This is a genomic window from Pantoea sp. CTOTU50773 (genome assembly GCF_032082325.1).
Lineage (GTDB): Bacteria > Pseudomonadota > Gammaproteobacteria > Enterobacterales > Enterobacteriaceae > Pantoea > Pantoea communis.
In genome coordinates this window covers 1-25,726 of record NZ_DAMDQC010000055.1, presented here as the reverse complement: position 1 = coordinate 25,726, position 25,726 = coordinate 1, and the positions used below count along the sequence as shown (strand labels likewise).

Annotated in this window: 24 protein-coding genes; 14 read left to right on the top strand and 10 right to left on the bottom strand. The window is 55.1% G+C overall.

The window, feature by feature from the left end; translation table 11 throughout:
* The 12 genes from RT340_RS11040 to RT340_RS10985 form a co-directional block, all read left to right on the top strand.
* Positions 1-1,547 (top strand): toprim domain-containing protein (locus tag RT340_RS11040; RefSeq protein ID WP_313375947.1); only part of this gene is annotated, 1,547 nt, incomplete at its 5' end.
* Positions 1,548-1,746: 199 nt separating this feature from the next.
* Positions 1,747-2,943, top strand: a complete 1,197-nt coding sequence (locus RT340_RS11035; RefSeq protein WP_182056766.1) for a PfkB family carbohydrate kinase — start codon at positions 1,747-1,749, stop codon at positions 2,941-2,943.
* A gap of 44 nt (positions 2,944-2,987) precedes the next feature.
* On the top strand, positions 2,988-3,911 hold the full coding sequence (locus RT340_RS11030; protein ID WP_313375943.1) for a dihydrodipicolinate synthase family protein: 924 nt from the start codon (positions 2,988-2,990) through the stop codon (positions 3,909-3,911).
* Between the two features lie 72 nt (positions 3,912-3,983).
* Complete coding sequence (locus tag RT340_RS11025) at positions 3,984-4,478, top strand: YhcH/YjgK/YiaL family protein (RefSeq protein ID WP_058961706.1); 495 nt, start codon at positions 3,984-3,986, stop codon at positions 4,476-4,478.
* Positions 4,475-5,764: an MFS transporter gene (locus RT340_RS11020; RefSeq protein WP_058961707.1), complete on the top strand. Its 1,290-nt coding sequence runs from the start codon at positions 4,475-4,477 to the stop codon at positions 5,762-5,764. The genes RT340_RS11025 and RT340_RS11020 overlap by 4 nt, the downstream gene beginning before the upstream one ends.
* 88 nt (positions 5,765-5,852) lie before the next feature.
* Positions 5,853-6,662 carry a sugar-phosphatase gene (yidA, locus tag RT340_RS11015; RefSeq protein ID WP_034830000.1) on the top strand — a complete coding sequence of 270 codons (810 nt, stop codon included), beginning with the start codon at positions 5,853-5,855 and terminating at the stop codon, positions 6,660-6,662.
* A gap of 453 nt (positions 6,663-7,115) precedes the next feature.
* Positions 7,116-7,814: a FadR/GntR family transcriptional regulator gene (locus RT340_RS11010; protein WP_034829999.1), complete on the top strand. Its 699-nt coding sequence runs from the start codon at positions 7,116-7,118 to the stop codon at positions 7,812-7,814.
* Entirely contained in the window at positions 7,811-8,779 is a 969-nt protein-coding gene (locus RT340_RS11005; protein ID WP_313375939.1) for a 2-dehydro-3-deoxygalactonokinase, read from the top strand. Before RT340_RS11010 ends, RT340_RS11005 begins: the two co-directional genes overlap by 4 nt.
* Positions 8,670-9,287 carry a 2-dehydro-3-deoxy-6-phosphogalactonate aldolase gene (locus RT340_RS11000; RefSeq protein WP_313375937.1) on the top strand — a complete coding sequence of 206 codons (618 nt, stop codon included), beginning with the start codon at positions 8,670-8,672 and terminating at the stop codon, positions 9,285-9,287. The genes RT340_RS11005 and RT340_RS11000 overlap by 110 nt, the downstream gene beginning before the upstream one ends.
* Positions 9,284-10,432: a galactonate dehydratase gene (dgoD, locus tag RT340_RS10995; RefSeq protein WP_034829995.1), complete on the top strand. Its 1,149-nt coding sequence runs from the start codon at positions 9,284-9,286 to the stop codon at positions 10,430-10,432. Before RT340_RS11000 ends, dgoD begins: the two co-directional genes overlap by 4 nt.
* A gap of 297 nt (positions 10,433-10,729) precedes the next feature.
* A complete protein-coding gene (locus RT340_RS10990) occupies positions 10,730-12,022 on the top strand; it encodes an MFS transporter (protein WP_160833308.1) in 1,293 nt (430 codons plus the stop codon).
* A 272-nt stretch (positions 12,023-12,294) separates the two neighbouring features.
* A complete protein-coding gene (locus tag RT340_RS10985; RefSeq protein WP_313375934.1) occupies positions 12,295-13,557 on the top strand; it encodes a DUF3748 domain-containing protein in 1,263 nt (420 codons plus the stop codon).
* On the opposite strand, the gene RT340_RS10980 is transcribed toward RT340_RS10985, so the two are convergent.
* Positions 13,535-13,882, bottom strand: a complete 348-nt coding sequence (locus RT340_RS10980; RefSeq protein ID WP_034829992.1) for a YceK/YidQ family lipoprotein — start codon at positions 13,880-13,882, stop codon at positions 13,535-13,537. The two genes, RT340_RS10985 and RT340_RS10980, sit on opposite strands and share 23 nt — an antisense overlap.
* 277 nt (positions 13,883-14,159) lie before the next feature.
* Here RT340_RS10980 and ibpA point away from each other — a divergent pair, with 277 nt between their 5' ends.
* Positions 14,160-14,576 carry a small heat shock chaperone IbpA gene (gene ibpA / locus RT340_RS10975; RefSeq protein WP_034830093.1) on the top strand — a complete coding sequence of 139 codons (417 nt, stop codon included), beginning with the start codon at positions 14,160-14,162 and terminating at the stop codon, positions 14,574-14,576.
* Positions 14,577-14,632: 56 nt separating this feature from the next.
* On the opposite strand, the gene RT340_RS10970 is transcribed toward ibpA, so the two are convergent.
* The 6 genes from RT340_RS10970 to RT340_RS10945 are packed head-to-tail and all read right to left on the bottom strand — an operon-like array spanning position 14,633 to position 20,361.
* Positions 14,633-15,538 (bottom strand): EamA family transporter, encoded by a 906-nt coding sequence (locus RT340_RS10970; protein WP_097118433.1) that lies wholly within the window; start codon positions 15,536-15,538, stop codon positions 14,633-14,635.
* A 23-nt stretch (positions 15,539-15,561) separates the two neighbouring features.
* A complete protein-coding gene (locus RT340_RS10965) occupies positions 15,562-16,062 on the bottom strand; it encodes a YbaK/EbsC family protein (RefSeq protein ID WP_160833310.1) in 501 nt (166 codons plus the stop codon).
* A gap of 33 nt (positions 16,063-16,095) precedes the next feature.
* The gene (locus RT340_RS10960; protein ID WP_097118435.1) at positions 16,096-16,896 is read right to left on the bottom strand and encodes a 2OG-Fe(II) oxygenase; all 801 of its coding nucleotides are present in this window, start codon (positions 16,894-16,896) and stop codon (positions 16,096-16,098) included.
* A gap of 5 nt (positions 16,897-16,901) precedes the next feature.
* A complete protein-coding gene (locus RT340_RS10955; RefSeq protein WP_160869102.1) occupies positions 16,902-17,612 on the bottom strand; it encodes a class II glutamine amidotransferase in 711 nt (236 codons plus the stop codon).
* Positions 17,600-18,877, bottom strand: coding sequence for an acetyl-CoA carboxylase biotin carboxylase subunit family protein (locus RT340_RS10950; RefSeq protein ID WP_211728892.1), 1,278 nt, complete (start codon positions 18,875-18,877; stop codon positions 17,600-17,602). Before RT340_RS10950 ends, RT340_RS10955 begins: the two co-directional genes overlap by 13 nt.
* 17 nt (positions 18,878-18,894) lie before the next feature.
* Complete coding sequence (locus RT340_RS10945; protein WP_160833313.1) at positions 18,895-20,361, bottom strand: hypothetical protein; 1,467 nt, start codon at positions 20,359-20,361, stop codon at positions 18,895-18,897.
* A gap of 182 nt (positions 20,362-20,543) precedes the next feature.
* On the opposite strand from RT340_RS10945, the gene RT340_RS10940 reads away from it, so the two are divergent.
* A complete protein-coding gene (locus tag RT340_RS10940) occupies positions 20,544-21,995 on the top strand; it encodes a PLP-dependent aminotransferase family protein (RefSeq protein ID WP_313375926.1) in 1,452 nt (483 codons plus the stop codon).
* Positions 21,996-22,403: 408 nt separating this feature from the next.
* On the opposite strand, the gene RT340_RS10935 is transcribed toward RT340_RS10940, so the two are convergent.
* From RT340_RS10935 to RT340_RS10925, 3 genes are all read right to left on the bottom strand, one after another.
* The gene (locus RT340_RS10935; RefSeq protein WP_211728890.1) at positions 22,404-23,645 is read right to left on the bottom strand and encodes a valine--pyruvate transaminase; all 1,242 of its coding nucleotides are present in this window, start codon (positions 23,643-23,645) and stop codon (positions 22,404-22,406) included.
* An 82-nt stretch (positions 23,646-23,727) separates the two neighbouring features.
* Positions 23,728-24,702: a glyoxylate/hydroxypyruvate reductase GhrB gene (gene ghrB / locus RT340_RS10930; RefSeq protein WP_211728907.1), complete on the bottom strand. Its 975-nt coding sequence runs from the start codon at positions 24,700-24,702 to the stop codon at positions 23,728-23,730.
* A gap of 66 nt (positions 24,703-24,768) precedes the next feature.
* On the bottom strand, positions 24,769-25,726 hold a 958-nt coding region (locus RT340_RS10925; RefSeq protein ID WP_313375923.1), incomplete at its 5' end, for an MFS transporter.

Here is a 25,726-nt window from a genome sequence, read left to right as displayed (position 1 = left end):
CAATGACGCGTACGCTGAACGCTTATATGGACAAAGAAGGCTACAGCAAAAAAGCCAAAGTCAGCGCCACCGGTGATGATGCGCGTGAAGGCCTGATTGCTGTGGTCTCGGTGAAAGTGCCGGATCCAAAGTTCTCCTCACAGACCAAAGACAAACTGGTCTCTTCTGAGGTGAAATCCGCGGTTGAGCAGCAGATGAACGAACTGCTGAGCGAATACCTGCTGGAAAACCCGTCAGACGCGAAAATCGTGGTTGGCAAAATTATCGATGCCGCGCGTGCACGTGAAGCGGCGCGCCGCGCCCGTGAAATGACCCGTCGTAAAGGCGCGCTGGACTTGGCTGGTCTGCCGGGCAAGCTGGCTGATTGCCAGGAACGTGACCCTGCGCTGTCTGAAATTTACCTTGTGGAAGGGGACTCAGCGGGCGGCTCTGCCAAGCAGGGACGTAACCGTAAGAACCAGGCGATCCTGCCGCTGAAAGGTAAAATCCTCAACGTGGAGAAAGCGCGTTTCGACAAGATGCTCTCCTCTCAGGAAGTGGCGACGCTGATCACCGCACTCGGCTGTGGTATTGGTCGCGACGAATACAACCCGGATAAACTGCGTTATCACAGCATCATCATCATGACCGATGCCGACGTCGATGGCTCGCACATCCGTACGCTGCTGTTGACCTTCTTCTATCGTCAGATGCCGGAAATCGTCGAGCGTGGTCATGTTTATATTGCTCAGCCGCCACTGTACAAAGTGAAGAAAGGCAAGCAGGAACAATACATTAAAGATGACGAAGCGATGGATCAGTACCAGATCGCTATCGCACTGGATGGCGCAACACTGCACACCAACGCCAGCGCACCGGCGCTCGGCGGCCAGCCGCTGGAAAATCTGGTGGGTGATTTCAACAGCACCCAGCGCATGATCAAGCGTATGGAACGTCGCTTCCCAACGGCAATGCTGCGTGGCCTGATCTACCATCCAACCCTCAGCGATCTCAGCAATGAAGCCGCAGTTAAAGGCTGGATTGAAGGTTTAGTCGCATACCTGAGCGAGCGCGAAGCGCACGGCAGCAGCTATATGGCGCACGTACGCACCAACAGCGAACTGAACGTGTTCGAACCGGTATTGCGTGTGCGTACGCACGGCGTTGATACCGACTATCCGATGGACACCGAGTTCATTGATGGACCGGAATACCGCAAAATCTGTGGTCTGGGCGAGCAGCTGCGCGGCCTGATCGAAGAAGATGCGTTTATCGAACGTGGCGATCGCCGTCAGCCAGTGACCAGCTTCGAGCAGGCAATTGAGTGGCTGGTGAAAGAGTCGCGCCGTGGTCTGTCAGTCCAGCGCTATAAAGGTCTGGGCGAGATGAACCCAGAGCAGCTGTGGGAAACTACCATGGATCCAGACAGCCGCCGCATGCTGCGCGTCACCATCAAAGACGCCATCGCGGCTGACCAGCTGTTCACCACGCTGATGGGCGATGCGGTTGAACCGCGCCGCGCCTTCATCGAAGAGAACGCGCTGAAAGCCGCTAACATCGATATCTGATTTGTCACATCAACCCTTCCCAATCGGGAAGGGTTTTTTATTCCCCCTATTTTGTTATCCGCCTGACAATCTTCTTTTTCCTTGAAAAACATCTGCATTCGCTTTTGTTTGCTTCCGTTTTTTCCCGAGTGCTGAGATCCGCATCACTTTCATAAACAGTTGTCTCCCTTACGCTTGCGAGCGAAACGGAGGGAAACGCATGTTTTTGGAAGAACGACGTAGCCAGATTTTGCAATGGCTGGATGAGCACGAGCGGGTCACGGTTAATGGATTGGCAAGCCAGTTAGGCGTGACACGAGAAACCATTCGTACCGATCTCAGTGCACTGGCACAGCAGGGCTTAGTGCAGCGCTGCTATGGTGGAGCGATTGCGTTACGCCGCAATTTGCAGGAAAAGCTCATCAGCGAAAGCGGCAACTTTGAGGTGTTGCTACAACGCCTGCAGTCACGTAAAGGCCAGATAAAGTCATCCGGTAAGCAGGGGAAAGTCTGCATTCTTGGTGCTTTTAACGTCGATATCGTGGCGAAAGTGGCGCAGTTTCCGCAAAGTGGCGAATCACTGATGGCGTTAGGCAGCACGCTGGGGCCTGGCGGTAAAGGCGCCAATCAGGCGATGGCCGCTAGCTGTGCGGGTACGCGCGTCCATTTTGTGGCCAAAGTCGGTACCGATCAATTCAGCCAGTTTGCGTTCGATCATCTCTCCGCTTCCGACATTCACTCCTTTCGTCTCTATCAGACCGATACCGAACCCACGGGCAGCGCCATCATTTATGTCTCGCAAGAAAATGGCGAGAACATGATTGCCATCTATTCGGGTGCCAACAAAACCATTACCGACGAAGAGATTGCTGAACTCACGCATGAATTAACCGATGCGGATGTGATGCTACTGCAGTTGGAAAACAACTTTGAAGCTACCCGCAGTGCCATCCGTCTCGCACACACCATGGGCGTGCGCGTCATTATGAACCCTGCGCCATTTTCCCCTGACGTGGTGAGCTGCCTGCCGATGATTGATGTACTCACGCCGAATGAAACCGAAGCTTCGCGTCTGTCTGGCATTGAAATCCATGATGTCCCCAGCGCACGCGCGGCTGCTCAGGCCATTGTCGCACTGGGCGCGCGGAGGGTGATCATCACCATGGGATCGCGCGGTGCACTGCTGTTTGATAACCAACAATTTCACCATATTCCGGCATTTCCTGCGCTCAGCGTGGATACCACGGGCGCGGGCGATGCCTTCAACGGCGCGTTGGCGGCGGCACTCGCTCAGGGCCAAAGCTTGCTGCAAGCGGCGACCTGGGCCTCTGCTTTTGCTTCGCTCGCTGTTGAACGAGAAGGGGCAAGCAACATGCCCGATCGTCAGCAGGTGCTGACCCGACTTCAACAACGATAAACCAGATAACTAATCACAGCGGCCTTTCGCTGGCAGGAGAGATGATGAAAAAGATTGAAGGCATTGTACCGGTCATGCTGACCCCGTTTACCCCAGATAACCAGATTGATTATCCCGGCCTGGAAAAGCTAATTAGCTGGTACTTAAAAGAGGGCATGGATGCGCTATTCGCGGTGTGCCAGTCGAGTGAGATGCAGTATCTCAGCCTTGAGGAGCGAGTAGAACTGGCTCGCTTTGTGGTACAGAAAGTAGAAGGCCGTGTGCCCGTTATCGCCTCAGGCCATATCAGTGATGATCTGGCAGAGCAAACTAAAGAGCTGCAGGCTATGGCCAATACCGGGATTGATGCTTTGGTCCTGGTGACCAACCACCTCGATCCTCAAAATCAGGGCAGCGAAGCATTCTATACCCATCTCAATCATCTGTTGGAATCGTTACCCGCAGACATGCCATTGGGGCTTTATGAGTGCCCGGCGCCATATCGTCGACTGTTGAGTGATGAAGAGTTCAGTTTCTGCGCCAATAGTGGCCGTTTTGTGGTGCTGAAAGATGTGAGCTGCGATCTGCCAACTGTTGAGCGCCGCGTCAAACTGGCTCAGGGCACGCCACTGGCCATTATCAATGCGAATGCCGCGATTGCCTGGCCGGCGATGCAAGCGGGATCCAAAGGTTTCAGCGGTGTGTTCACCAACTTCCACCCGGGCTTATATCACTGGCTTTATCACCATGGCGCACAGCAGCCGGAAAAAGCCCATGCTCTGTCGCTGTTCCTGTCGCTGAGCGCTGTGACTGAAACGCTCGGCTATCCAAAAAACGCCAAGATTTATCACCAGCGACTGGGCACGTTTGCCAGTGAGCACTGCCGGGTGAACAAAGACAACGTGCTGGAAAAATTCTGGGGATTGAGCGTGCTGCTCGATCAAATCCGTGATGGCAGTGCGTTGTGGCAGCCACGTGTAGCCAAATAACACCTCTCAGGGAGGATGCTTATCCTCCCGCTGTACCTGAACCCTCTAACGATAACGACACGGGAAGACATCATGATTGTATGCGATCGACTGGACTGGACGCGCGAGCGCCACGCTTTTCATCCCATAGTTGACCAGGCTATTCGCTGGATTGCGGATACCGATTTCAGCCAGCTGGAAGCAGGGAAATACGATTTACTGCCCAACAACCAGATGTTCTGTCTGGTGCAGGAAATGGAGACCGAGCCGGCGAGTGCGCGCCGTGCGGAGTCGCACTTTAACTATGTTGATATTCAATATTTACTGGAAGGACGTGAAAATATCGGCGTGGCGCGTGCGCATCCGCAGCATGTCATTACTGAAGATTTGCGCAATGAACGAGATGTGGTGTTTTATCAGGACACCATCAATGAATCGATGATTACCTTAACGCCTGGCCAATTCGCGCTGTTTTTCCCGCACGATGTGCATCGCCCATGCTGTGCCGCGCCCGAAGTACAGCGCATTCGCAAAGCAGTGATTAAAATCCATCTCGACCTGTTTACTGCACCGCAGGAGGCGTCATGAAACCTTCTGCGCATACCTTATCTGATGCGACCATTACCCAGCCTACAACCATAGGTAAACTGCGCTGGGGCATCGTCCTCCTTCTGTTGTTGGCAGCGGTGGTTAACTATCTTGATCGCGCCAACCTGAGCATTGCCAACACCACCATTGCCGCTGAATTTGGTTTCTCTCAAACGGAAATGGGCTTGTTACTTTCCGCGTTCCTCTGGCCTTATGCGCTGGCGAATTTACCCGCTGGCTGGCTGGTGGATAAGTTTGGCCCGAAGAAAATGTTTTCATGGGCGCTTGGCTTATGGTCCACGTTTACTGTGCTGGCGGCGTTTGTGAACAGCTACAGCTTCTTCTATGGCTTACGCATGATGTTAGGGATCGCCGAATCGCCGTTTTTCACTTCGGGCATTAAGATCACCCATCGCTGGTTTGGTGATAACGAGCGAGGCTTACCCACGGCGATCATCAATACCGGTTCGCAAATCGCAAATGCGATTGCCCCTCCGATTCTGACCGTACTGTTGCTGACATTCGGCTGGCGCGGCATGTTTGTCGCCATTGGCTTAATGGGGATCCCATTACTGCTGGCGTGGTGGAAGTTTTATCGTGATCCAGAAGCGCGTGAAGATGCTTTGCTGCATGCCGGGCAGCGCAGTGTCGCTGCACCAGAAGAGAAGGCACAAGCCAGTTGGGGCGCACTGTTCCGCCATAGCACCACCTGGTTTATGGTGATCGGCAACTTCTCCATCATGTTCACTATTTGGGTCTATCTCACCTGGCTGCCCGGCTATCTGGAAAAATCCCTGGGTTTCAGTCTCAAAGCCACTGGTTGGATCGCCTCGATTCCATTCTTCGCCGGCATTTTAGGCGTGCTGGTGGGCGGTATGCTGTCCGATCGATTAGTGCGTCGCGGTGTGCGGGCAATCACCGCGCGTAAAGTTCCGATTGTGACTGGCGCAGCATTGGCCGCCTGCTTCGTGGCACCGATCCCCTTCGTGGATAGTACGCCACTGGCAATTGGCCTGCTGGCCATGGGCTACTTCTGTTCGCAGATGCCACAAGGGGCACTTTGGACGCTTGCCAGTGATATTGCACCAAAATCTCAGGTGGCTTCCCTTGGTGCGATTCAGAACTTTGGTGGCTTCCTCGGCGCAGCAATGGCACCCATTGTCACGGGCATCATCCTGGATACTACCGGCAAATTTACCAACGTGTTCTTGCTGGGAGCGGGCTTGCTAATGCTGGGTGCGCTGAGCTATGGCTTGTTTGTCCGCAAGCCGCTGACCGCAAAATAGCCTGAAGTGCCGTGCGTTGCCGATTAACTGGTCAATGTGAGCTGAATCGCGCTAGCATTAAACAAACTCTGACTTAACCGAGGATGTTATGGCGATAAAATTGATTGCGATCGATATGGACGGCACGCTGCTCAACCCGCAGCACGAAGTGACGGCGGCGGTGAAATCGGCGATTGGTCGTGCGCGTGATAAAGGCGTTTCCATTGTGCTGGCGACCGGTCGTCCGTTGGTGGGCATTGAGCGCTATCTGATGGAACTCGATATGCAGCAGCCCGGCCAGTATTGCATCAGTAACAACGGTGCGCTGGTGCACAGCGCGGATAGCGGCGATGTGGTGGCAGAAAAAACGCTGAGCTTTGATGACTATCTTTATCTGGAACAGCTGGCGCGCGACCTCGGCGTGCATTTCCAGGCATTCGACAAATCTTTCCTCTACACGCCAAATAAAGACATCAGCGAATATACCATCCATGAAGCCAGCCTGACCGGCATTCCGGTTCGCTACCGAGCGGTAGAAGAGATGGACCCGGCCACTCGCTTCCCGAAACTGATGATGATCGACAAGCCACATTTGCTGGATAAAGCGATTGCTGGCCTGCCTGCGCGTGCCCGTGACAGCTACACCATCCTGAAAAGTGCGCCGTACTACCTCGAAATTCTCAATCCACTGGTCAACAAAGGCTACGGCGTGAAAATGCTGGCGGACAAACTCGGCCTGCAGCAGTCGGAAGTGATGGCGATTGGCGATCAGGAAAACGACCTGGCGATGATTGAGTACGCGGGAACCGGCGTGGCGATGGGTAATGCCATTGATTCAGTCAAAAACATTGCGCAGTTCGTGACCAAAACCAATATGGAAGATGGCGTCGCGCATGCCATTGAAGAGCTGGTGCTGTAATCCTTTCTTTTGCGGGCAGCGTGCTGCTGTCCGCCTCTCTGAATTCATTCTGCAAATGTCCATCGGTCGCCATCAATGCCGACACGACGAATGATCGTTACGGTTTCCGTGAAGCAGCTATTCATACTTCATAAATGATGAACCCGCGAACGATCAGTCTCGTTTCCACCCGGTGCGCATTGCTTCACCATGAATGATCACCCAACGAGCGAGCTTCTAAGTTTCTGCCTGGGGCACACTGATCCGTCATAAGTGATGCCCCAACTCACACTCAGCTTGATTTAATCGGGTGCACATTTATGCGTCGATGAATTGTCTATTATGTGATCCAGATTGTAGTACAACCTGTTTGGTTAGTACTACAATCTGCGTCGTGACGTGAGGTGTCTGTTAGTTTTCACGCGTCGAAAGCAGTAATCTCATGGGCTACCGTCTTTCACTGAATGGAACATCATGACGCAAGAACAATTAAGCAAAACTGAGCGCATCATCCTGACGCTGGGTGAAGAAATTGTAGCAGGGAAGTATGTGCCGGGCGCCGCGTTGCCCGCCGAAGCAGAGTTGTGTGAGCGCTTTGGCACCTCGCGAAACATCATCCGCGAAGTATTTCGCTCGCTGATGGCAAAGCGGTTGATGGAAATGAAGCGTTACCGTGGCGCCTTTGTCACCCCGCGCAATCAGTGGAATTACCTCGACAGCGATGTCCTGCAATGGGCACTGGCGCACGATCAAGATCCCAGGCTGATTGCCGCCATGAGTGAAGTGCGCGTGCTGGTGGAGCCGCAGATTGCGCGCTGGTCGGCGGAACGCGCGACCTCCAACGATTTGGCGGCGATTGAGCAGGCTTATAACGACATGGTTGCCCATCATCTCGATCGGGAAGCATTCAATGAGGCGGATATCCGCTACCACGAAGCGGTGCTGGCTTCGGTGCACAATCCGGTATTGCAGCAGCTTAATGTGGCGATCAGCCAGTTACAGAAAGCGGTGTTTGCGAAAACCTACATGGCGGATTCCGGCAACATGCCGCGCACCTTAGCCGAACACAAGGCGCTGTTTGATGCCATCCGACATCAGGATGGTGATGCGGCGGAGCAGGCGGCAAAAGCGATGATCGCCAGCTCCACCGCCCGACTCAAGGAGATTATGTGACCAGCTATATCGCGATTGATTGGGGTTCAACCAATCTGCGTGCCTGGCATTATCAGCAGGGTAACTGCGTTGATGAGCGCCGGTCAGAAGCGGGCGTCACGCGTCTTGGCGGACGCACGCCTGCAGAGGTCTTTGCCAGTGTGACAGACGGCTGGCCAGTGAATGATGTGCCGGTGGTGATGGCGGGCATGGTCGGTAGCAATGCAGGCTGGCTTACGGTGCCTTATCTGGCCTGTCCTGTGGCACTGGATCAACTCAGCAGCCGCCTGACCCGCGTTGAAGATAAAGCGTGGATCGTGCCGGGATTGAGCGTCGAACGTGCTGACAACTACAACGTGATGCGCGGTGAAGAGACACAGTTGCTAGGTGCCTCCGCGCTGCAACCCGCTATGCAGTATGTGATGCCTGGCACGCATGCCAAATGGGTGCAGGTGGAGCAGCAGCGTGTGCAGGATTTCCGCACGGTGATGACGGGCGAACTGCATCATCTGCTGCTGAAACAGTCGCTAATCGGTGCGGGTTTACCCGAACAGGAAGAGAATGCCGCCGCTTTCCGTGAGGGCTTAGCGGTCGGCAGCCACGACGCATCGATCCTTTCCAGGCTGTTTGAAGTGCGTGCTTCTCATGTATTGGGCGCACGCGATCGCCGCCATATCAGCGATTTCCTATCCGGCCTGCTGATTGGTCATGAAGTGGCGCTGATGACGCAACACGCGGATCGCCGCCAACCGATCATCATTATTGCTGGAAATGCGCTGGCGCAGCGTTATCAGCAGGCGCTGCAATTTATCGGCATGGATTCAGTCACCCTGGAAGGCGACCGCGCGTTCCAGCATGGAATAAGGAGTATTGCAGATGACCTGGCACATAAAATTGCCATTGATCGCCATCCTGCGTGGCATCACGCCAGACGAGGCCGAAGCGCACGTGGATGCCCTAATCGAAGCGGGTTTCGATGCCATTGAGATCCCGCTGAATTCCCCGGAATGGGCCAAAAGCATCGGCGCGATGGTGCAGACTTTCGGCGATAAAGCGCTGATCGGTGCGGGCACCGTTTTGCATCCGGCACAGGTCGATGAACTGGCCACGCTTAACAGCAAGCTGGTGGTGACGCCGAATACCGATGCGGCAGTCATCCGTCAGGCCGTGGCGAAAGGGATGATTGTTGCAGCGGGTTGCGCCACCGCCACCGAAGCCTTCACCGCACTGCAAGCGGGCGCCCAGGCGCTGAAAATCTTCCCATCGTCGGCGTTTGGTCCGGGCTACATCAAGGCCTTGAAAGCGGTGCTGCCGCCGGAAGTGCCGGTGTTTGCGGTGGGCGGCGTGACGCCAGAAAACCTGCATGAATTTTTGGCCGCGGGCTGCATTGGCGCAGGTTTGGGCAGCGATCTCTATCGCGCTGGCCAGCCGCTGTCGCGCACTGTGGAGAAAGCTCGCGCATTTATTGCTGCTTATAAGGATGCTGTACGATGAAAATTACCAAACTGACCACTTATCGCCTGCCGCCGCGCTGGATGTTCCTGAAAATCGAAACCGACGAAGGCATCGTTGGCTGGGGCGAACCGGTGATTGAAGGGCGCGCGCGCAGCGTCGAAGCGGCTGTGCATGAGCTGTCGGAATATCTGATTGGTCAGGACCCGGCACGCATCAACGATTTGTGGCAGGTGATGTATCGCGGTGGATTCTATCGCGGTGGTCCGATTTTGATGAGCGCCATCGCCGGTATTGATCAGGCATTGTGGGATATCAAAGGCAAAGCGCTGGGCGTGCCGGTGTATCAACTGCTTGGCGGTCTGGTGCGTGACAGCATCAAGGCTTACAGCTGGGTGGGGGGCGATCGTCCGGAAGAAGTGGTCGACGGCATCAAGAAACTGCGCAAGATTGGCTTCGACACCTTCAAGCTGAATGGATGCGAAGAGATGGGCATTATCGACAACTCGCGCAAAGTGGATGCAGCGGTGAATACCGTGGCACAGATTCGCGAAGCCTTTGGCAAAGAGATTGAGTTCGGCCTCGATTTCCATGGCCGCGTCAGTGCGCCAATGGCGAAAGTGCTGATCAAAGAGCTGGAGCCTTATCGTCCGCTGTTCATTGAAGAGCCGGTGCTGGCGGAACAGGCGGAATATTATCCGCGTCTGGCGGCGCAAACTCATATTCCGATTGCCGCAGGCGAACGTATGTTCTCGCGCTTCGAGTTCAAACGCGTGCTGGAAGCGGGTGGCCTGGCGATTCTGCAACCGGATCTGTCGCATGCGGGCGGTATCACTGAGTGCTACAAAATTGCCGCGATGGCAGAGTCTTACGATGTAGCGCTGGCACCACACTGTCCGCTCGGCCCAATCGCGCTGGCTGCCTGCCTGCATGTCGATTTCGTTTCACGCAACGCGGTGTTCCAGGAGCAGAGCATGGGCATTCACTATAATCAGGGTGCTGAACTGCTGGATTACGTCATCAATAAAGATGATTTCAAAATGGATGATGGTCACTTCTATCCACTGAATAAACCGGGTCTCGGCGTGGAAATTAACGAAGAGCTGGTGATTGAAAGAAGTAAGAATGCACCAGACTGGCGTAATCCATTATGGCGTTTCCCAGACGGAACGGTCGCTGAGTGGTAATACTCGTCATAATTTAAGCGACAGATGCGTTGGCTGTGCTTACTCACCTTAAGTAAGCTCTTGGGAGTGTATTCCCATGCCACCATTCTGCACGTCGAATTATTTAGGGTATAAGAATTTATAAAATCTTTTAGATAAAGATATGCCGGTGAAATAAGGCATAGGGCCTCGCTCAGCCTTTTTCCCGGCAAATGACATTTACCGCCTGTGCGGTTTTACCTTCACTATCCTTACCCTGCATTTGTAGCGGCGGGCATCTTCGCGCCTCAACTACAAATATGATTACGGAGACACACCATGGATCTCTCTGCTGTTCAGGCCAAACCCACCCGGCGTCGTTATATTACGCTGCTGATGATCTTTATTACGGTGGTGATTTGCTATGTCGACCGCGCTAATTTAGCGGTGGCCTCTGCGCATATTCAGGAAGAGTTCGGCATCAGTAAAGCGGAGATGGGATATGTCTTCTCTGCCTTTGCCTGGTTATATACGCTATGCCAGATTCCCGGCGGCTGGTTCCTCGATCGCGTCGGTTCCCGCCTGACTTATTTTATTGCCATCTTCGGCTGGTCGGTCGCCACGTTATTCCAGGGTTTTGCCAGCGGATTATTATCGCTGATTGGCTTGCGTGCCATCACCGGCATCTTTGAAGCACCCGCGTTCCCGACCAACAATCGTCTGGTCACCAGCTGGTTCCCGGAGCAGGAGCGTGCCTCTGCCGTGGGCTTTTATACCTCGGGTCAGTTTGTCGGTCTCGCTTTTCTCACACCGTTGCTGATCTGGATTCAGGAACTGTTGAGCTGGCACTGGGTGTTCATCATCACAGGCGGCATCGGCATCATCTGGTCGCTGGTGTGGATCAAGTTCTATCAAGCCCCAAGCCAGAGCAAAGGTATCAACCAGGCGGAACTGGACTATATCCGTGAAGGGGGGGCGATGGTGGACGGCGATGCTCCCGCGGCGAAAAAAACGCGCATCAAACTCACCGCCGCCGACTGGAAACTGGTGTTCCATCGCAAGCTGTGCGGCGTGTACCTTGGCCAGTTCGCTGTTACCTCTACGCTGTGGTTCTTCCTGACCTGGTTCCCGAACTATCTGACGCAGGAAAAACACATCTCCGCGCTGACAGCAGGCTTTATGACCACCGTGCCGTTCCTCGCCGCCTTCTTTGGTGTGATTCTTTCTGGCATCGTGGCCGATCGTCTGGTGCGCAGCGGGCGTTCCCTTGGTTTTGCGCGTAAGACGCCGATTATCTGTGGATTGCTGATCTCTACCTGCATCATGGGTGCCAACTACACCAATGATCCGGTGTGGATTATGACGCTGATGGCCATCGCGTTCTTCGGCAACGGCTTCGCCTCCATTACCTGGTCGCTGGTGTCGTCGCTGGCGCCGGTTCGCCTGATCGGTTTAACCGGTGGAATGTTTAACTTTATCGGTGGATTGGGCGGCATCACGGTACCGCTGGTGGTGGGCTATCTGGCACAGGATTACGGCTTTGCCCCTGCGCTGGTGTATATCTCCGCCGTGGCATTGGTTGGTGCGCTCTCCTATATCCTGCTGGTGGGGGATGTGAAGCGGGTTGGGTGATCGATAACGTGCGATAAATGGCACCGCTACAACGCCCTGCGATGCGTAGCGGCGCCATTCATTGCGTGTCTGTTCACGATTTATCACGCAATCTGTCAGCCATTCATTGCGCGATCTGTTCATGATTTATCGCGCAATCTATCACTCATTCCTGACGTGATCGATTCGTATTGAATTGCGCCAACTGTTCGCAAATTATTGCGCTGTGACTGCTGCACCTCACCCCATAATCGCGTACTTTGTTCGGCAACTGTTGGATGTAAGGTTGCCTCATGTCAGAAAAACAACTCACCTTTGCACAGCGTCATCATCAGCTCACCAATATCAACGTCTGGACCGCAGACAGCCAGTGGCTGGCGTTTGATGTTCGTCCGTCGGGCGCGTCCTTTACCAGCCTGACCATCGAACGCGTCAACGTCGCGAGCGGTGCGGTCGAGGTGCTGTATCAGGCACACGACGGTGCGCATGTCGGCGTGGTGACCGTCAGCCCGGATCTGCCGCCGCGCTATGTATGTATCCATGGCCCGGAGCATCCCGATGCACACTGGCATTACGATTTCCATCATCGTCGCGGCGTCATTATGCAGCAGGGCAATGCGGAAAATCTCGATGCCTGTGACATTACCGCACCTTATACGCCCGGCGCATTGCGCGGCGGCTCGCATGTGCATGTATTCAGTCCAGACGGATCGCGCCTCAGCTATACCTATAACGACCATGTGATGCATGAAAAAGATGCGCGTGAGGATCTGCGTAATGTCGGTGTAGCCGTACCGCTGCATCCGGTGTGTCCACCGAAACAGCATCCCCGTGAATACGATGGCAGCCATTACTGCGTGCTGGTGAGCCAAACCACGCGCGATCCCCAGCCGGGCAGCGATCAGATTGACCGCGCTTATGAAGAGGGCTGGATTGGCGAGCGCGGATATCAAAAACCAGATGGCAGCTGGCAGCGTTGGGCGCTGGCGTTTATCGGTGATACGCGTGCTGCCAACGGCGATAAAGTGCCGGAAGTGTTTGTGGTGGATTTGCCCGAAGCGCTGAGTGATTACGCCAAACCCGGTGCATCACCGTTACAGGGCACGGCGGATAAACTGCCTGCACCGCCTGCCGGTGTGCAGCAGCGCCGCATCACGCACAGTAAAGGGTTAGCATTGCAGCCACGTCACTGGCTGCGCGCGTCACCGGACGGCAGCACCATCGCCTTCCTGATGGCGGATGAGCAGGGCGTTGTACAGCTGTGGCGTGTGTCGCCTAACGGTGGTTCACCGCGTCAAATCACGCGGCTCAGCAGCACTATTCAGTCGGCATTCAGCTGGCAGCCGTCAGGCGAGGCGATCGCCTTTATTTGCGATAACAGCGTGATGCGCTGTGATGTGGCGACCGGGCACTGCACGCGCTTAACCAAACGCAGCGAGCAGCCGCCTTCCGGTGATGCGGTAGTGTGGTCACCGGACGGCAAACAGATCGCTTATATGCGGGAAATTGAGGGCTGGCGCCAGCTGTTTTGCGTCAGTGCGACGTCGATGGCATAGCGGCGGCAGTCGCCAGGCTGGCGTCAGTGCCAGCCAATTTTTCGCTTTGCAGCACACGGTCATGCGCCGAATCTTTGTCAGTGCGGAAGTAATCCCACGGCAACAGAATCGTATCCAGTACGGCGGAGAAGGGCAGATCGATCACCGCCAGCGGCTTTATCGCCCAGCTGGTATTGTCATCGGCAATCATATCTGCGCTGGCGCGAGTGCCGGGATAATAACCCTGGCTGGCGCCAGTGTGAGACATGACGCTGGAGCAACCCGAAGTAGTCAAAACGCCGCAGACCAGCAGGCCGGTGAGCGGAAAGCTTTTCATCATTTTCATTTCATCATCCCTACAGCCATCACTTCTGGCTGGAGTGTGTCTCCTGCTGCAGCAAAGCTCTGTGGCGATGTCATGCAATGCAGGCGAAGAATTTCTGAGTGTATGCTATTTCGTCAAAATTGCTGTAAAAAAATACGCATTGCCCTTGAAAGCGATCAAAGCGCACCCATTTTTACTTCACGGTCGCGTTGCTGTTGCCGACAGGGACAGCAGCGGGCCGCACAACCTGTCCATGGTGGAAGGTTGCCAAAACTTGCTGATTTTCAGGAGTCTTTTTATGCGTAACTTTGATCTCACTCCGCTTTATCGTTCTGCTATTGGTTTCGACCGTCTGTTTAGTCTGCTTGAGTCCAATCAGAACCAGGCCAATGGTGGCTATCCTCCGTACAACGTTGAGCTGGTGGATGAAAACCACTATCGCATCACCATTGCCGTTGCGGGCTTTGCCCAGAGCGAGTTAGATATTACCTCACACGACAATGTGCTGATTATTCGCGGTGCGCACCCCGAAGAGCAACCGGAGCGCAAATACCTGTATCAGGGTATCGCCGAACGTAACTTTGAGCGCAAATTCCAGCTGGCCGATCACATCGTGGTGCGCGATGCGCGTCTCGAACTGGGCCTGCTGAGCATCGATCTGGAACGCATCGTTCCTGAAGAAGCGAAACCGCGCCGCATTGAAATCCTGAATTAAGGATATTGTGTTGAGAAGAAAACGCCGCAGAAATGCGGCGTTTTTGTTTCTGCGGATCAGGTGCGCACCCATAATCGCTGACTCACCATCCCGCCGAACACGTTCACCAGCAGGCCGAGAATAATCACTGACGCACCGAGAATTTCCTGCGCTGACAGGGTTTCGTCGAGTACCAGCGCAGCGCTAAGAATGCCCACCACGGGCACCAGCAGTGACAGCGGCGCCACGCGCCAGGTCTCATAGCGTCCGAGCAAATTGCCCCAGATCGCGTAGCCGACAATAGTGGCTATAAACGCGAGGTAAATCAGCGCCAGCACCGTCTGCAACGAGATATTCAGCAGGCTGGTGACGATTGCTGCTTCGCCATCAAACCACCATGAGCAGGCGAAAAACGGCACTACCGGCACCAGTGCACTCCACACCACCAGCGACATCACCGGCACCTTACGATTACGCAAAATGATCTTGTTGGTGATATTGCCCAGTCCCCATGACAGCGCCGCCGCCAGCGTCAGCATCATGGTGGTGAGCGTAATCCCAGCGGTGGTTTGGCCCTGCATGCCCGCCGTTGCCAGCATAAACATGCCAAGTGTCGCCACCAAAATTCCGGCGATGTGGTTCCAGCGCAGTTTTTCCGCCAGCAATAAAGCCCCCAGCAGCAGCGTAAAGAATGCCTGCGCCTGTAACACCAGTGAGGCCAGTCCTGCTGGCATGCCGAGTTTGATCGCCAGAAACAGGAAAGCGAACTGACCAAAGCTGATAGTCATGCCGTACACGATCAGCCAGCGCAAAGGGATCTGCGGCCGCTTCACAAAGAAGATAGCCGGGAACGCCACCAGTGCAAAACGCAATCCCGCCAGCAGAAACGGCGGCATATCGTGCATACCCAGTTTGATCACCACAAAATTCACGCCCCACGCCACCACTACGCACAGGGCTAACATCATATCTTTTACTGACATACTCGTTCCTTACTACAGCCGTTTCAGGCAGTCGCCGTCATCGGAGTGGCAATGTCTGCACAACAGTCATCGCCGATAACACGAAAAAAATCATCCACATTCAGCGCCATGGAACGCTCCAGCGCGCCGGCGTTAAACCACAGCGTGCCGACATCACGCAGGCGCGCATCGACGCGCAGCGCCAGTCGGTCATCAAAACTAAAGGGCGGCACCGCGCCCATCACACACTGCGTCAGTTCCTGTGCTTTCTCTGGCGCGGCAAAACTCGACTTCTTGCCACCAATGGCGCGTGCGGCACTTTTGAAGTTGATCTTGCAGTCGCCCGGCACTATCGCCAGCAGGTAACGCGCATCGGCACCGTCAGGCATCGTCACTTCCAGCACCATCGCTTTGGCCGCCTGATTGAGATCGTTGCCGCGAATGCCGCTGATCACATCGGTCTGACCGATGGCCTCATGCTCCACCACGCGATAGTCTGCGTGGTGTTGATCCAGCAGGGCAGTGATTTTTTCATAGGTATTCATCTTCATCTTCATCTCCTCGTCGAAGGCCCGGTATTAACTCCAGGCAATGGCGTGCTTCATTTTTTTGTCGGTCAGGCCAAAGAAAAAGCCCATGGTGATGCGCGTGTCGCCTTCCACGCGATCAATCTCGTGATAAAACGCCGGATTAAACAGATAGATGTCACCGCTGCGTGGGGAGAACTCACACGCCTCGCTTTGCTCAATCACGCCAGTCTGATAGCCGAGTTCACCTGGCGTTTTGAAGCGCTCATCCACCGGATGCCACTTTTTGTTGAATATCCGCAGTTCCCCGCCCGCGTGACACTCCTGCAAACAGACCACACAGCTCAGTTGATGCAGGATGTGGGTGACGGCCAAACCACTGCCCGCGGCATCGCGTACGATGTTGTCGTTATGCAGTGGATTGGCGACGCCATTGGCATGAAAGCGCACAATCGAACCCGCGTAATCGCCCAACTCCGGCTCGCGGGCAGTGTGCAGACTCTCCAGACGCAATGAGTGCTTCACCCAGTTGTAAACCTGATCGCGCAGGCAGTGCAGTGACGCTGGCAGTGCTGGCTGGATGTCGCGCAGCTCGGTGAAGTAATTTTCGGGTGCGCGAGTGTGTTTAGCCAGATAGGGGCCGAGCGTGGTCAGTGCGCCATTTGGATAGCGCGAGACGCGCACCTGATCGCGGCACTGTTGCAGATCGTCCACCACCGCTTCGCGCACTTCAGGCGTCAGGAAATTGCGCAGCACCAACAGCGGTACGCGCGCGGTCACGATGTCATCCAGCCAGGTGCTTTCGACGAACATTTTTGGATGGATAACGCGTATCTGATTGAAAATGGCCATGCTGATCACTCCCCAAGTGGAAATTCATGAAGTTCATGGTTGTTCATGCGACGCCAGTCAGACGCCGTGCCCAGTGCAGCAATAGGTTCAGAAGAGATAAAAGTGGTGCTGTTATTTTGATAATGATGCAACGTGAAATAGTCAGGATAAGGGGTGTCATCGGGATGCCACTGCCACGCCCAGGCTTTATCCCGGGTGACAAAAATCGCATTAGCCGCACTGCCACCCGGTGCCACGCGCGCCATCTTGCTGCGCAGGTAGTCACGGGTAAAATCGGCAGGCGTCACCTGATCGACGATATATTCAAGGTATTCGGCGGAGTCAAAGCGCGATTCCGCCATGCCCAGTTGCGCATAGACCGTGGGTAAAAAGCCGTTGTGCATCATGTACCACTGTGTCGCGCCGCTGGTGCGCCACAGCGGATGGGAAAACTCGATGCCGTGATTTTTGCTCAGCGTGGCGTGGCGGACATGTACCGCCAGAAAACGACTGTGACGCAATGCATCAACATCAATACCGGGCAGCGCATCAGCAAAGGTGCCAGTGCCATGCAGGGTGCGAATCTTTCCCTGATCCAGCCACAAACAGCCCCAGCCATTAGGGTGCTGTTTGATCGGGCCGTCATGCGTGGCGGTTTCGCCACAGCTCATGGCGCGTGCGGCGTCCAGTACCGCTGCCGCATCAAACTGACCGCTTGCCAGAATCATTCTGCACATAGAAGATCTCTCCGGGGGGCTAAGGACGGAACGTCGAGAATCTGCTGGAACACCGCTAACACATCGTCACGGCTGTCTGCGGCAAGACGGAAGGTGGCGAGGATACCAGCATGACGGGTGAGGTCGGCGTAGAGCGAGGATCGCGGCGAGACGGCCAGCGCGGGCAGATTGAGCGGTGGCAATAGTTGACCGCGCTGATGTTGGGCGATCCAGCGTTCCGCTGCGTCATATTGCAGGCGCTGACGCAGGCGCAGGCGACCAATGGCCTGGGCTTGCTTAGGGAAGTGCAGCACCGGCAAACCCCGTCCGGCTTCAATCTGAAACGCTACCTCCGCCCAGTTAATGCCGGTGACTTCCTCGACCAGATTCACCACGCCCATGCCCGATAAGCGGAAGCCCATTTCGAGGAAGTGCGGTTCACCGTTCACCATAATAAAATCGATGTGGAAGGCGCCCTGGCGATAGCCAAAGGTCTCACAGCAAAAGCTCATCAAACTGGCAAAAGCCGCAGGCAGCTGTTGTGCAGCCATCGCCACATGGCCGGATTCGTAAAAGCTGATACAGCCTTCTGCATCGATGTGGTGCTCGATCACCTTTTGACAGCAGGTCAGCGCCACCGCGTGTCCGTTATCCACCACACCTTGTAGTGAATACTCGTCGCCCGGCAGCCAGCTTTCGACAATAAAGCCGCTAAAGCCGCGCCCGCCGTAGTTCATGGTCTCCACCAGCTTGCCGATCACCGTATCGAGCTGGCTGGCCTCTTCCACCAGCCAGATCCCTAATCCGCCGCCGCCATCCACCGGTTTGATCACGCAGGGATACAGCAGTGCATCACGCGCGTCACGAATGCTCAGCGGTGAGGCAAAGAAGCGAAACTCCGGCTGTGGAAAGCGTGGCCAGGCTTTACGCAAGGCCATGCGCTGTGCGTACTTATCCGGCGGAATAAAGCAAGGTCCGGCATCCGGCCCGGCCAGCAGTTCGCGTACGCGACCGGCGCTGGCGTTGTAGGCTTCAAAGCCTGCCAGCACTACCTGAGGATGTTCCAGTAAGCCCGCGCGCAGACAGGCCTGTAACACATCCCACGGATTTTCCGGGCGATCGAGACGCACAATCAGATCGAACGGCAGCTGAATGCTCAAGCTTTGATAGTCGACAAAGTCGCCCATCTCCGCCAGCACGGTAAAATAGCCTTCGCGTTTTGCCACTGCGCAGTACGGATTTTGCCCGTCACGCGTGGCGCCAATCTGCAGGAAAATCTTTCTCATCGCGTCGCCTTACCGGGTTAACGCCCGGAGATCACTTCAGTGACGATGTCTTGCAAGGCACCGTTGTTGACCTGAATCACTGCTTTGTGGGGATCGAAACGCAGCACGCGTGAGAGCGCATCGCCGCGCGTGCCATCCAGCAGCGTATTGACCTGTGCACTGCGCCAGCACTGGCGCATCTGTGCAATCGTCAGGCCGGAGAGCTGCTCCAGCTGCTGTGCCAGCAGCAAATCATCGCTATCGCCGCATAGCAGTGCCCGCACCGCCTGTTCATCAGGCGCCTGATCGAGCTGTTGTAGCCAGACATTGAGCTGTTGGCCTTGCGCGATAAACGGCGAATAGATCATGCACACCAGCTGGGTTTCGTTGAGGCCAAACGCCTGTTCGGCAAACTGCGCTGCACGCTGGCGAGCGCGTTCAATCGCCGCATCGTCCTGATAACGCGCCGCCATTTCCGCAATCAGTTGCGGCGGGAAATCTTTCTTCTCCATCAGGCCGAGCGCAAAGCGCACATATTCGCGAATGCCTTCGGCGTAGCTACGCTGCATCAGCGTCTCCGCTCGCAGACCGCGAATATGTGCCATTAACGTCGGGTTGCCGCAGTCCGATTCAGAGAAGCTGAACATCAGCTCATCAAAGCGGAAGTGCATGAACTCGGTGAGTAGCGACCAGTGCGCACCCGCTTCATAGGCGGTGTCCTGATAGATGTTGAAGAACAGCGGATCGCGTGCCAGCTGCCAGGTGATGCGATGGGCCGGGGTAACCTGCTCGGCGCCGTAAATGTCGGCGAAATAGCGTTCTGCCACGCCATCCAGGGTTTGCAGGAAGCCGCTAAAGCCGCGTGATTTGTCGGCAACGGGCGCATCAAACAGGCGTGAAAGATGACGAGCCCAGGCGAGGTAAGCGGTCTGCTCCTGCGGCGAATCACCGGTGATGATCACATCCACGCCGCCCTCGTAGTGCGCGGCAAGGCCAAACGAGTTCACCATGCTGAGGTTGCAGGCGTTACAGAAAGTGGAGCGCGCATCGGCACGAAAGCGATGGCCATTCATCAGCACATCGTTGCGATTCTGCTGGCGCACGCTGTCGGGCATCGGCAGATGACGTTCAAAGTGGCGGATTTGCAAGCCATCAGTCACCAGGCATTCGATGAAGTCATCACCCGGAATGTGCAGTGCACGATATACGCGGTCGATATTTTCCATCACGCTGTCGTTCATCGCCGCATGACGATTGGTGCTGATGCGCAGCTGGAAGGTGCTGCCCTGCTGCTGCCAAATCAGCCCCTGAATGTAGCGCACATACGCCACCATGTAGCTGCTGTCTTTCCCGCCGCCATAGGCGAGTAGCACGCGATTGTTAGCGGGATTGTCGCTATCGGGTAGGGCGGCAAGTAAGCGTTGAGAACAGCGTTGAGCAGAATCGATAATCGCGGGCGTGAGATAACCTTCAATTTCTCTCATCATGGTGGACAGATTATTCATTTTTCACTTCATCCTTTGGCTAATAAAATCGCCGTTACCGTGCTGGCGGTAACGGGCAGGAAAAGGGGCCACGAAGTTGCAACGGAATGAATGTCTGAGGCTGAATTAACAGATGCAGCCTAAAGTACTTTGAATGTAATCTGATGGATACGCACAGATCAGCACGATATAGGGTGGAACAGATGGCGGATGGAACGGGTGAACAGGAGAGCCAGAGTAGTCGTTACCGTCAGATTGCAGAGCAGATAAAACAAGCCATTCACAGCGGATCGCTGCCGCCTGATAGCCGTTTACCGTCGGTGCGCACGCTGGCGACGCAGTACAGCGTCAGCATGACCACTGCGCTGAAAACATTACGCACGCTGGAGGATGAGCACTATGCCGTTGCGCGTCCTAAGTCCGGCTTTTTTGTGGCGCCCCGTCAGGTTCCCAGGGGGTTACCCGCTGCCATCCAAAGCGAACAGCCGCGTGAAGTCGCCCCGCTGGATGAACAAACCGAGCTGCATCTGGCCATGCTGGGCTCCGATTGTCGTGTGCGGCTGGATCTGGCCAATGGCGATATCTCGCTCTATCCGGTCAAGAAAATTGGATTGCTGATGCGCCAGATGGGCTACAGCAAACCGGCACTGCTCGGCAACACGGTGAAGGGCACCGGCTATGCGCCGCTCAAAGCCGAGATTGCACGCCGCGCGGTGGATTATGGCTGCAATATCAGCGCTGATGACATCCTGATCACCAACGGTTGTATCGAAGCTATCTCACTGGCTTTGCGCGCCACCACCCGCCCCGGCGATATCGTGGCAGTGGAATCGCCGTGCTACTTCGTGCTGTTGCAGATGCTGCATAATCTCAATCTGCGCGTGATTGAAGTGGAAGCCGGGCCGGAAGGTTATGTTAACGTCAGTAAACTTACCGCGCTGTTTCAGCGTAAAGCGGTGCAGGCCTATCTCACCATCAACAACATCAATAATCCGCTGGGGAAAAGCATTCCCAACGAGCAGAAAGCCTATATTGCGCGTCAGGCCGATGAGAATGATGTGGTGATTATTGAGGATGATATTTTCGGTGATACGGCGTTTGGCAATCGCCGTCCGTTCCCGATGCGCGCCTTTAGCCCGAATGCCATTCTTTGCAGCGGCTTCTCGAAAACGGTGGCGCCCGGTATCCGCATTGGCTGGGTGCACAGCAGTAATTACATGCGCAAAATCGCCTCGCTGAAATACACCACCAGCATGGGCACCTCGGTGTTGTCACAGGCAGCGATTGCTGAACTGCTGCGCAGCGGCGGCTACGATGCGCATCTGCGCAAATTGCGTCGTGAGTTGAAGAATCAAATCCACCATATGCGCCAGGCGGTGTTGCGTTATTTCCCTGCGGGCACGCGTGTATCGGATCCTGAAGGCGGCTATGTGTTGTGGGTGGAAATGCCCATTCAGTCGTTAAACGTGCGCGCGCTGTTTCTTAAAGCGCGTAACGCGGGCATCGGTATCGCGCCGGGACATATCTTCGCCACCGATCACCGTTACGATCACTGTTTCCGACTGAACGCCGGTTTTGGCTGGAATGCGGAAGTGGAGGAGGCGATCAAGCAGCTGGCGCAATGGTGCCAGCTATCGCTGGTGGCGGATAAATAGAGATTATTTGGAAGTAGTTCACAAATTTAAATAAACATCGGCTGCTGTGTTTATTATTCACTACCAGTTAATGGAATCACTAATTTATTCTTGTCTGGCTTGGTTTATCATTAAATATATGAAATAGATGACAAGGATAAGTAATGAAAATTTTTGGAAAGGATATCCCTACACGTGGATTCATTATTTTCGCATTGTGGATTTGGACTTTCTTTACCCTATCGCATGAATCCTTACCCTATGTCCCGGTGAATAATCCTGGATGGGTTGGCGTAGTAGCATGGTTATTTATGCTGATCGGAGCCTATGCTTTTTATTCAAGCCTGTTCCGATTTTACGACTGGTACAATAATAAATAATGCATCAACGCCTCCCGATTAATTTCGAGAGGCGTTTTAAAAGATTGGTTTAGCCAATCTTCTCCAGCTCTTCCGCCAGAATCTGCACCGCGCGTTCAATCTTCTCCGCATCCGGTACATAGTTCATGCGCATACATTGATGTGTATGCGGCCATTCCTGTTCCAGACCAGGGAAGAAGAAGTGGCCCGGCACCATCAGCACGCCGCGCGCTTTCAGGCGCTGATACAAGGCTTCGGTGCTGATCGGCAGATCGCGGAACCACAGCCAGAGGAAAATTGCCCCTTCGGGTTTGTGGATCAGGCAGCGATCTTCCGGCAGATAGCGGCGCAGAATGGCAATCGTCTCGCTCACCTTGTCCTGATAGAACGGCTTGATCACCTCTTCCGACAGACGCAGCAAATCGCCACGCACGATCATCTCAGTGGCAATCGCCGGGCCGATACTGCCTGGCGCTAAGCTGATAATCCCATTCATGTTACCAATCGCGCTAATCGTGCTCTCATCGGCGACGATAATGCCGCAACGTGCACCCGGCAGGCCGAGTTTCGACAGGCTCATGCACAGAATGGTATTTGGGTTCCACAGCGGACGGGCTTCGCTGAAGATAATGCCGGGGAAGGGCACACCGTAGGCGTTATCGATCAGTAATGGCACGCCGTGCTGCTGTGCCAGCGCATCCAGCTGCATCAGCTCGTCATCGGTGATCACGTTACCGGTCGGGTTGGTTGGGCGCGACACGCAGATCAGGCCCACGTCCTCATTCAGCGGCAGGTGGTCGAAATCGACGTGATACTTGAACTGACCTTCTGGCAGCAGCTCAATGTTCGGCCTGGCGGAAACAAACAGATCTTCTTCCAGTCCGGCATCGGCGTAACCGAGATACTCCGGTGCCAGCGGGAACAGCACGCGTTTTTTACTGCCGTCGGCGCGACGACCCGCGAACAGGTTAAACAGATAGAAGAACGCGCTCTGGCTGCCGTTGGTCAGCGCAATATTTTGTGCGATAATCGGCCAGCCCAGCTCTTCACGCAGCATGTTCGCCAGCGCATCCAGCAGCAGCGTTTTACCACGCGGACCGTCGTAATTGCACAGCGCTTCGCTCAGTTTTCCGTCCTGATGCATCTGCAGCAGCAGCTGGTTGAAGTAGTCATTAATGGCCGGGATCTGCGCCGGGTTGCCGCCGCCAAGCATAATGGTGCCGGGCGTGCGCAGGCCTTCACCCATGTCTTCCATCAGACGTGAGATGCCGGAATGTTGAGTAAATTTGTCGCCGAACTGAGAAAAGGACATAGGAAGTTAAAACATTGTAATCGGGAATGGGCAACCACCATAGCGCCCGCCACGGGCAGGCGCAATGGCTAAAGCAGCAAGCTTAGGCCTGGATTTGCGGGTTAACGCAGTTTTTCTCGACTTTGCCGCTCAGCGCAGCAATCAGGTTATCCACCGCATCACGTGCCATACCGTAACGCGTTTCATGGGTGGCTGAGCCGATGTGCGGCAGCGCTACCACGTTCGGCAACTTAAGGATCTCCGCATCGGCAGGCACCGGCTCCACTTCAAACACATCCAGACCGGCTGCGTGAATCGTGCCGTCCTTCAATGCCGCCGTCAGCGCTTGCTCATCAACCACCGGGCCGCGACCTGCATTTATCAGGATGGCGCTGGGTTTCATCATCTTGAGCTGTGCAGCGCCAATCATATGATGTGTCTGCTCAGTCAATGGCAGGCTGATACAGACAAAATCACTCTCTTTCAGCAGCGTTTCAAGGTCACAAGCACGCGCACCGAAGCGGGTTTCCGCCTCTTCATGCTGACGGCGTGCGTTATAAAGAATATTCATGCCGAAGCCGAAGTGCGCACGCTGCGCCAGCGCCAGGCCGATACGGCCCATGCCAAGAATCCCCAAGGTTTTGTGATGCACGTCGATGCCGAAATGTTCTGGTCCGATGCTTTTCTTCCATTCACCGGCCTTAACCCATTGATCCAACTCGGTGACGCGACGGGCGGTGCTCAGCACCAGCGCCATCATGGTATCGGCCACGGTTTCGGTCAAAACGGTTGGCGTGTGCATCAGCAGTACATTGCGCTGATTTAAGGCTTCGACATCAAAGTTGTCGTAACCCACAGACACGGTAGAACAAGCGCGTAAGGCGGGCATCTTCGCCAGCAGATCACCATTTACTTTACCGCCTGAGCCGAGCAAACCCTCGGCTTGCGCAAACTGTGCGGCATGCTGTTGCACGGTTTCGGAGGAGACGTCATGCACTTCGGTGACGGTAAAATGGGCATCCAGTTTAGCGCGCAGATCGTCTGGCAGGCTCTTATAAAGAATCACAGCAGGTTTCATCATTTGCTCCCTGTAGAACGTGTGACGGGCGACCTGAGCCGCCCGGAAAAGTCATTTCTTACGCTTTCAGGCGTGCTTCGCCCCATGAATCGGTGCTGTCTTGTTCTCCGCGGGCTTGACGATTAACGTCAGCCACACCGAGACCAGCAGCGCGGCACCCATAAAGATATAAGAGGCAGCAGGACTGCCGGTTGCGCCATTAAGATAGCCTACAATCCACGATCCGATGAAGGAGCCGAGTGCGCCCATGCTGTTAATCAGCGCCATGGCACCGCCAGCAACGTTGCGTGGCAGCATCTCAGTAATCAGGGCAAAGAACGGGCCGTAAGGGGCATACATCGCGCCACCGGCAATCACCAGCAGCGCATACGACAGCCAGAAGTGGCTGGAACCGACCAGATAGGAGCCAAGGAATGCCAGCGCCCCAATCAGCAGCAACGGCCAGACAAACAGCTTACGGTTTTGCTTTTTGTCAGACGCCCATGACACCACGACCATCGCAATGGTCGCCACCAGATAAGGCACTGCTGAAAGCCAACCCGCCTCGACCATACCCATCTGTGTGCCGTTACGCAGAATCGAAGGCAGCCACAGTACGAAACCGTACACGCCAATGCTCCAGGCAAAATATTGCATGCACAGAATGATCACATTGCGATTTCGGAAGGCTTCGCCATAGTTACGCACCGCTTTGATGCCTTCCTGCTCTTTCTGCAACTGCGCCTGCAGTGCTGATTTCTCTTCGTCGCTCATCCATTTGGCTTGTGCTGGCTTGTCCTGCACCAGGAACCACCAGGCCACGGCCCAGATCACCGCCGGGATGCCTTCGAAGATAAACATTTCACGCCAGCCGAAAGCATTAATCAGATAGCCGGACACCACCGACATCCACAGCACCGTGACCGGATTGCCGAGGATCAGGAAAGTATTGGCGCGCGCACGTTCCGACTTAGTGAACCAGTTACTGATGTAAATCAGCATCGCCGTCATCACCGCCCCTTCCACCACGCCAAGCACGAAACGA

What these genes read in the sequence shown, in the direction of transcription:
- RT340_RS10955 (WP_160869102.1), bottom strand. Translation starts at nt 17,612, where the DNA reads ATGTGCAGAATGATTCTGGCAAGCGGTCAGTTTGATGCGGCAGCGGTA.
- RT340_RS11010 (WP_034829999.1), top strand. Translation starts at nt 7,116, where the DNA reads ATGACGCAAGAACAATTAAGCAAAACTGAGCGCATCATCCTGACGCTG.
- RT340_RS10960 (WP_097118435.1), bottom strand. Translation starts at nt 16,896, where the DNA reads ATGGCCATTTTCAATCAGATACGCGTTATCCATCCAAAAATGTTCGTC.
- yidA (WP_034830000.1), top strand. Translation starts at nt 5,853, where the DNA reads ATGGCGATAAAATTGATTGCGATCGATATGGACGGCACGCTGCTCAAC.
- ibpA (WP_034830093.1), top strand. Translation starts at nt 14,160, where the DNA reads ATGCGTAACTTTGATCTCACTCCGCTTTATCGTTCTGCTATTGGTTTC.
- RT340_RS11030 (WP_313375943.1), top strand. Translation starts at nt 2,988, where the DNA reads ATGAAAAAGATTGAAGGCATTGTACCGGTCATGCTGACCCCGTTTACC.
- RT340_RS10940 (WP_313375926.1), top strand. Translation starts at nt 20,544, where the DNA reads ATGGCGGATGGAACGGGTGAACAGGAGAGCCAGAGTAGTCGTTACCGT.
- RT340_RS11035 (WP_182056766.1), top strand. Translation starts at nt 1,747, where the DNA reads ATGTTTTTGGAAGAACGACGTAGCCAGATTTTGCAATGGCTGGATGAG.
- RT340_RS10980 (WP_034829992.1), bottom strand. Translation starts at nt 13,882, where the DNA reads ATGAAAATGATGAAAAGCTTTCCGCTCACCGGCCTGCTGGTCTGCGGC.
- RT340_RS10965 (WP_160833310.1), bottom strand. Translation starts at nt 16,062, where the DNA reads ATGAATACCTATGAAAAAATCACTGCCCTGCTGGATCAACACCACGCA.
- RT340_RS11000 (WP_313375937.1), top strand. Translation starts at nt 8,670, where the DNA reads ATGACCTGGCACATAAAATTGCCATTGATCGCCATCCTGCGTGGCATC.
- RT340_RS10990 (WP_160833308.1), top strand. Translation starts at nt 10,730, where the DNA reads ATGGATCTCTCTGCTGTTCAGGCCAAACCCACCCGGCGTCGTTATATT.
- ghrB (WP_211728907.1), bottom strand. Translation starts at nt 24,702, where the DNA reads ATGAAACCTGCTGTGATTCTTTATAAGAGCCTGCCAGACGATCTGCGC.
- RT340_RS10970 (WP_097118433.1), bottom strand. Translation starts at nt 15,538, where the DNA reads ATGTCAGTAAAAGATATGATGTTAGCCCTGTGCGTAGTGGTGGCGTGG.
- RT340_RS10935 (WP_211728890.1), bottom strand. Translation starts at nt 23,645, where the DNA reads ATGTCCTTTTCTCAGTTCGGCGACAAATTTACTCAACATTCCGGCATC.
- RT340_RS10950 (WP_211728892.1), bottom strand. Translation starts at nt 18,877, where the DNA reads ATGAGAAAGATTTTCCTGCAGATTGGCGCCACGCGTGACGGGCAAAAT.
- RT340_RS11025 (WP_058961706.1), top strand. Translation starts at nt 3,984, where the DNA reads ATGATTGTATGCGATCGACTGGACTGGACGCGCGAGCGCCACGCTTTT.
- RT340_RS10985 (WP_313375934.1), top strand. Translation starts at nt 12,295, where the DNA reads ATGTCAGAAAAACAACTCACCTTTGCACAGCGTCATCATCAGCTCACC.
- RT340_RS10945 (WP_160833313.1), bottom strand. Translation starts at nt 20,361, where the DNA reads ATGAATAATCTGTCCACCATGATGAGAGAAATTGAAGGTTATCTCACG.
- RT340_RS11020 (WP_058961707.1), top strand. Translation starts at nt 4,475, where the DNA reads ATGAAACCTTCTGCGCATACCTTATCTGATGCGACCATTACCCAGCCT.
- dgoD (WP_034829995.1), top strand. Translation starts at nt 9,284, where the DNA reads ATGAAAATTACCAAACTGACCACTTATCGCCTGCCGCCGCGCTGGATG.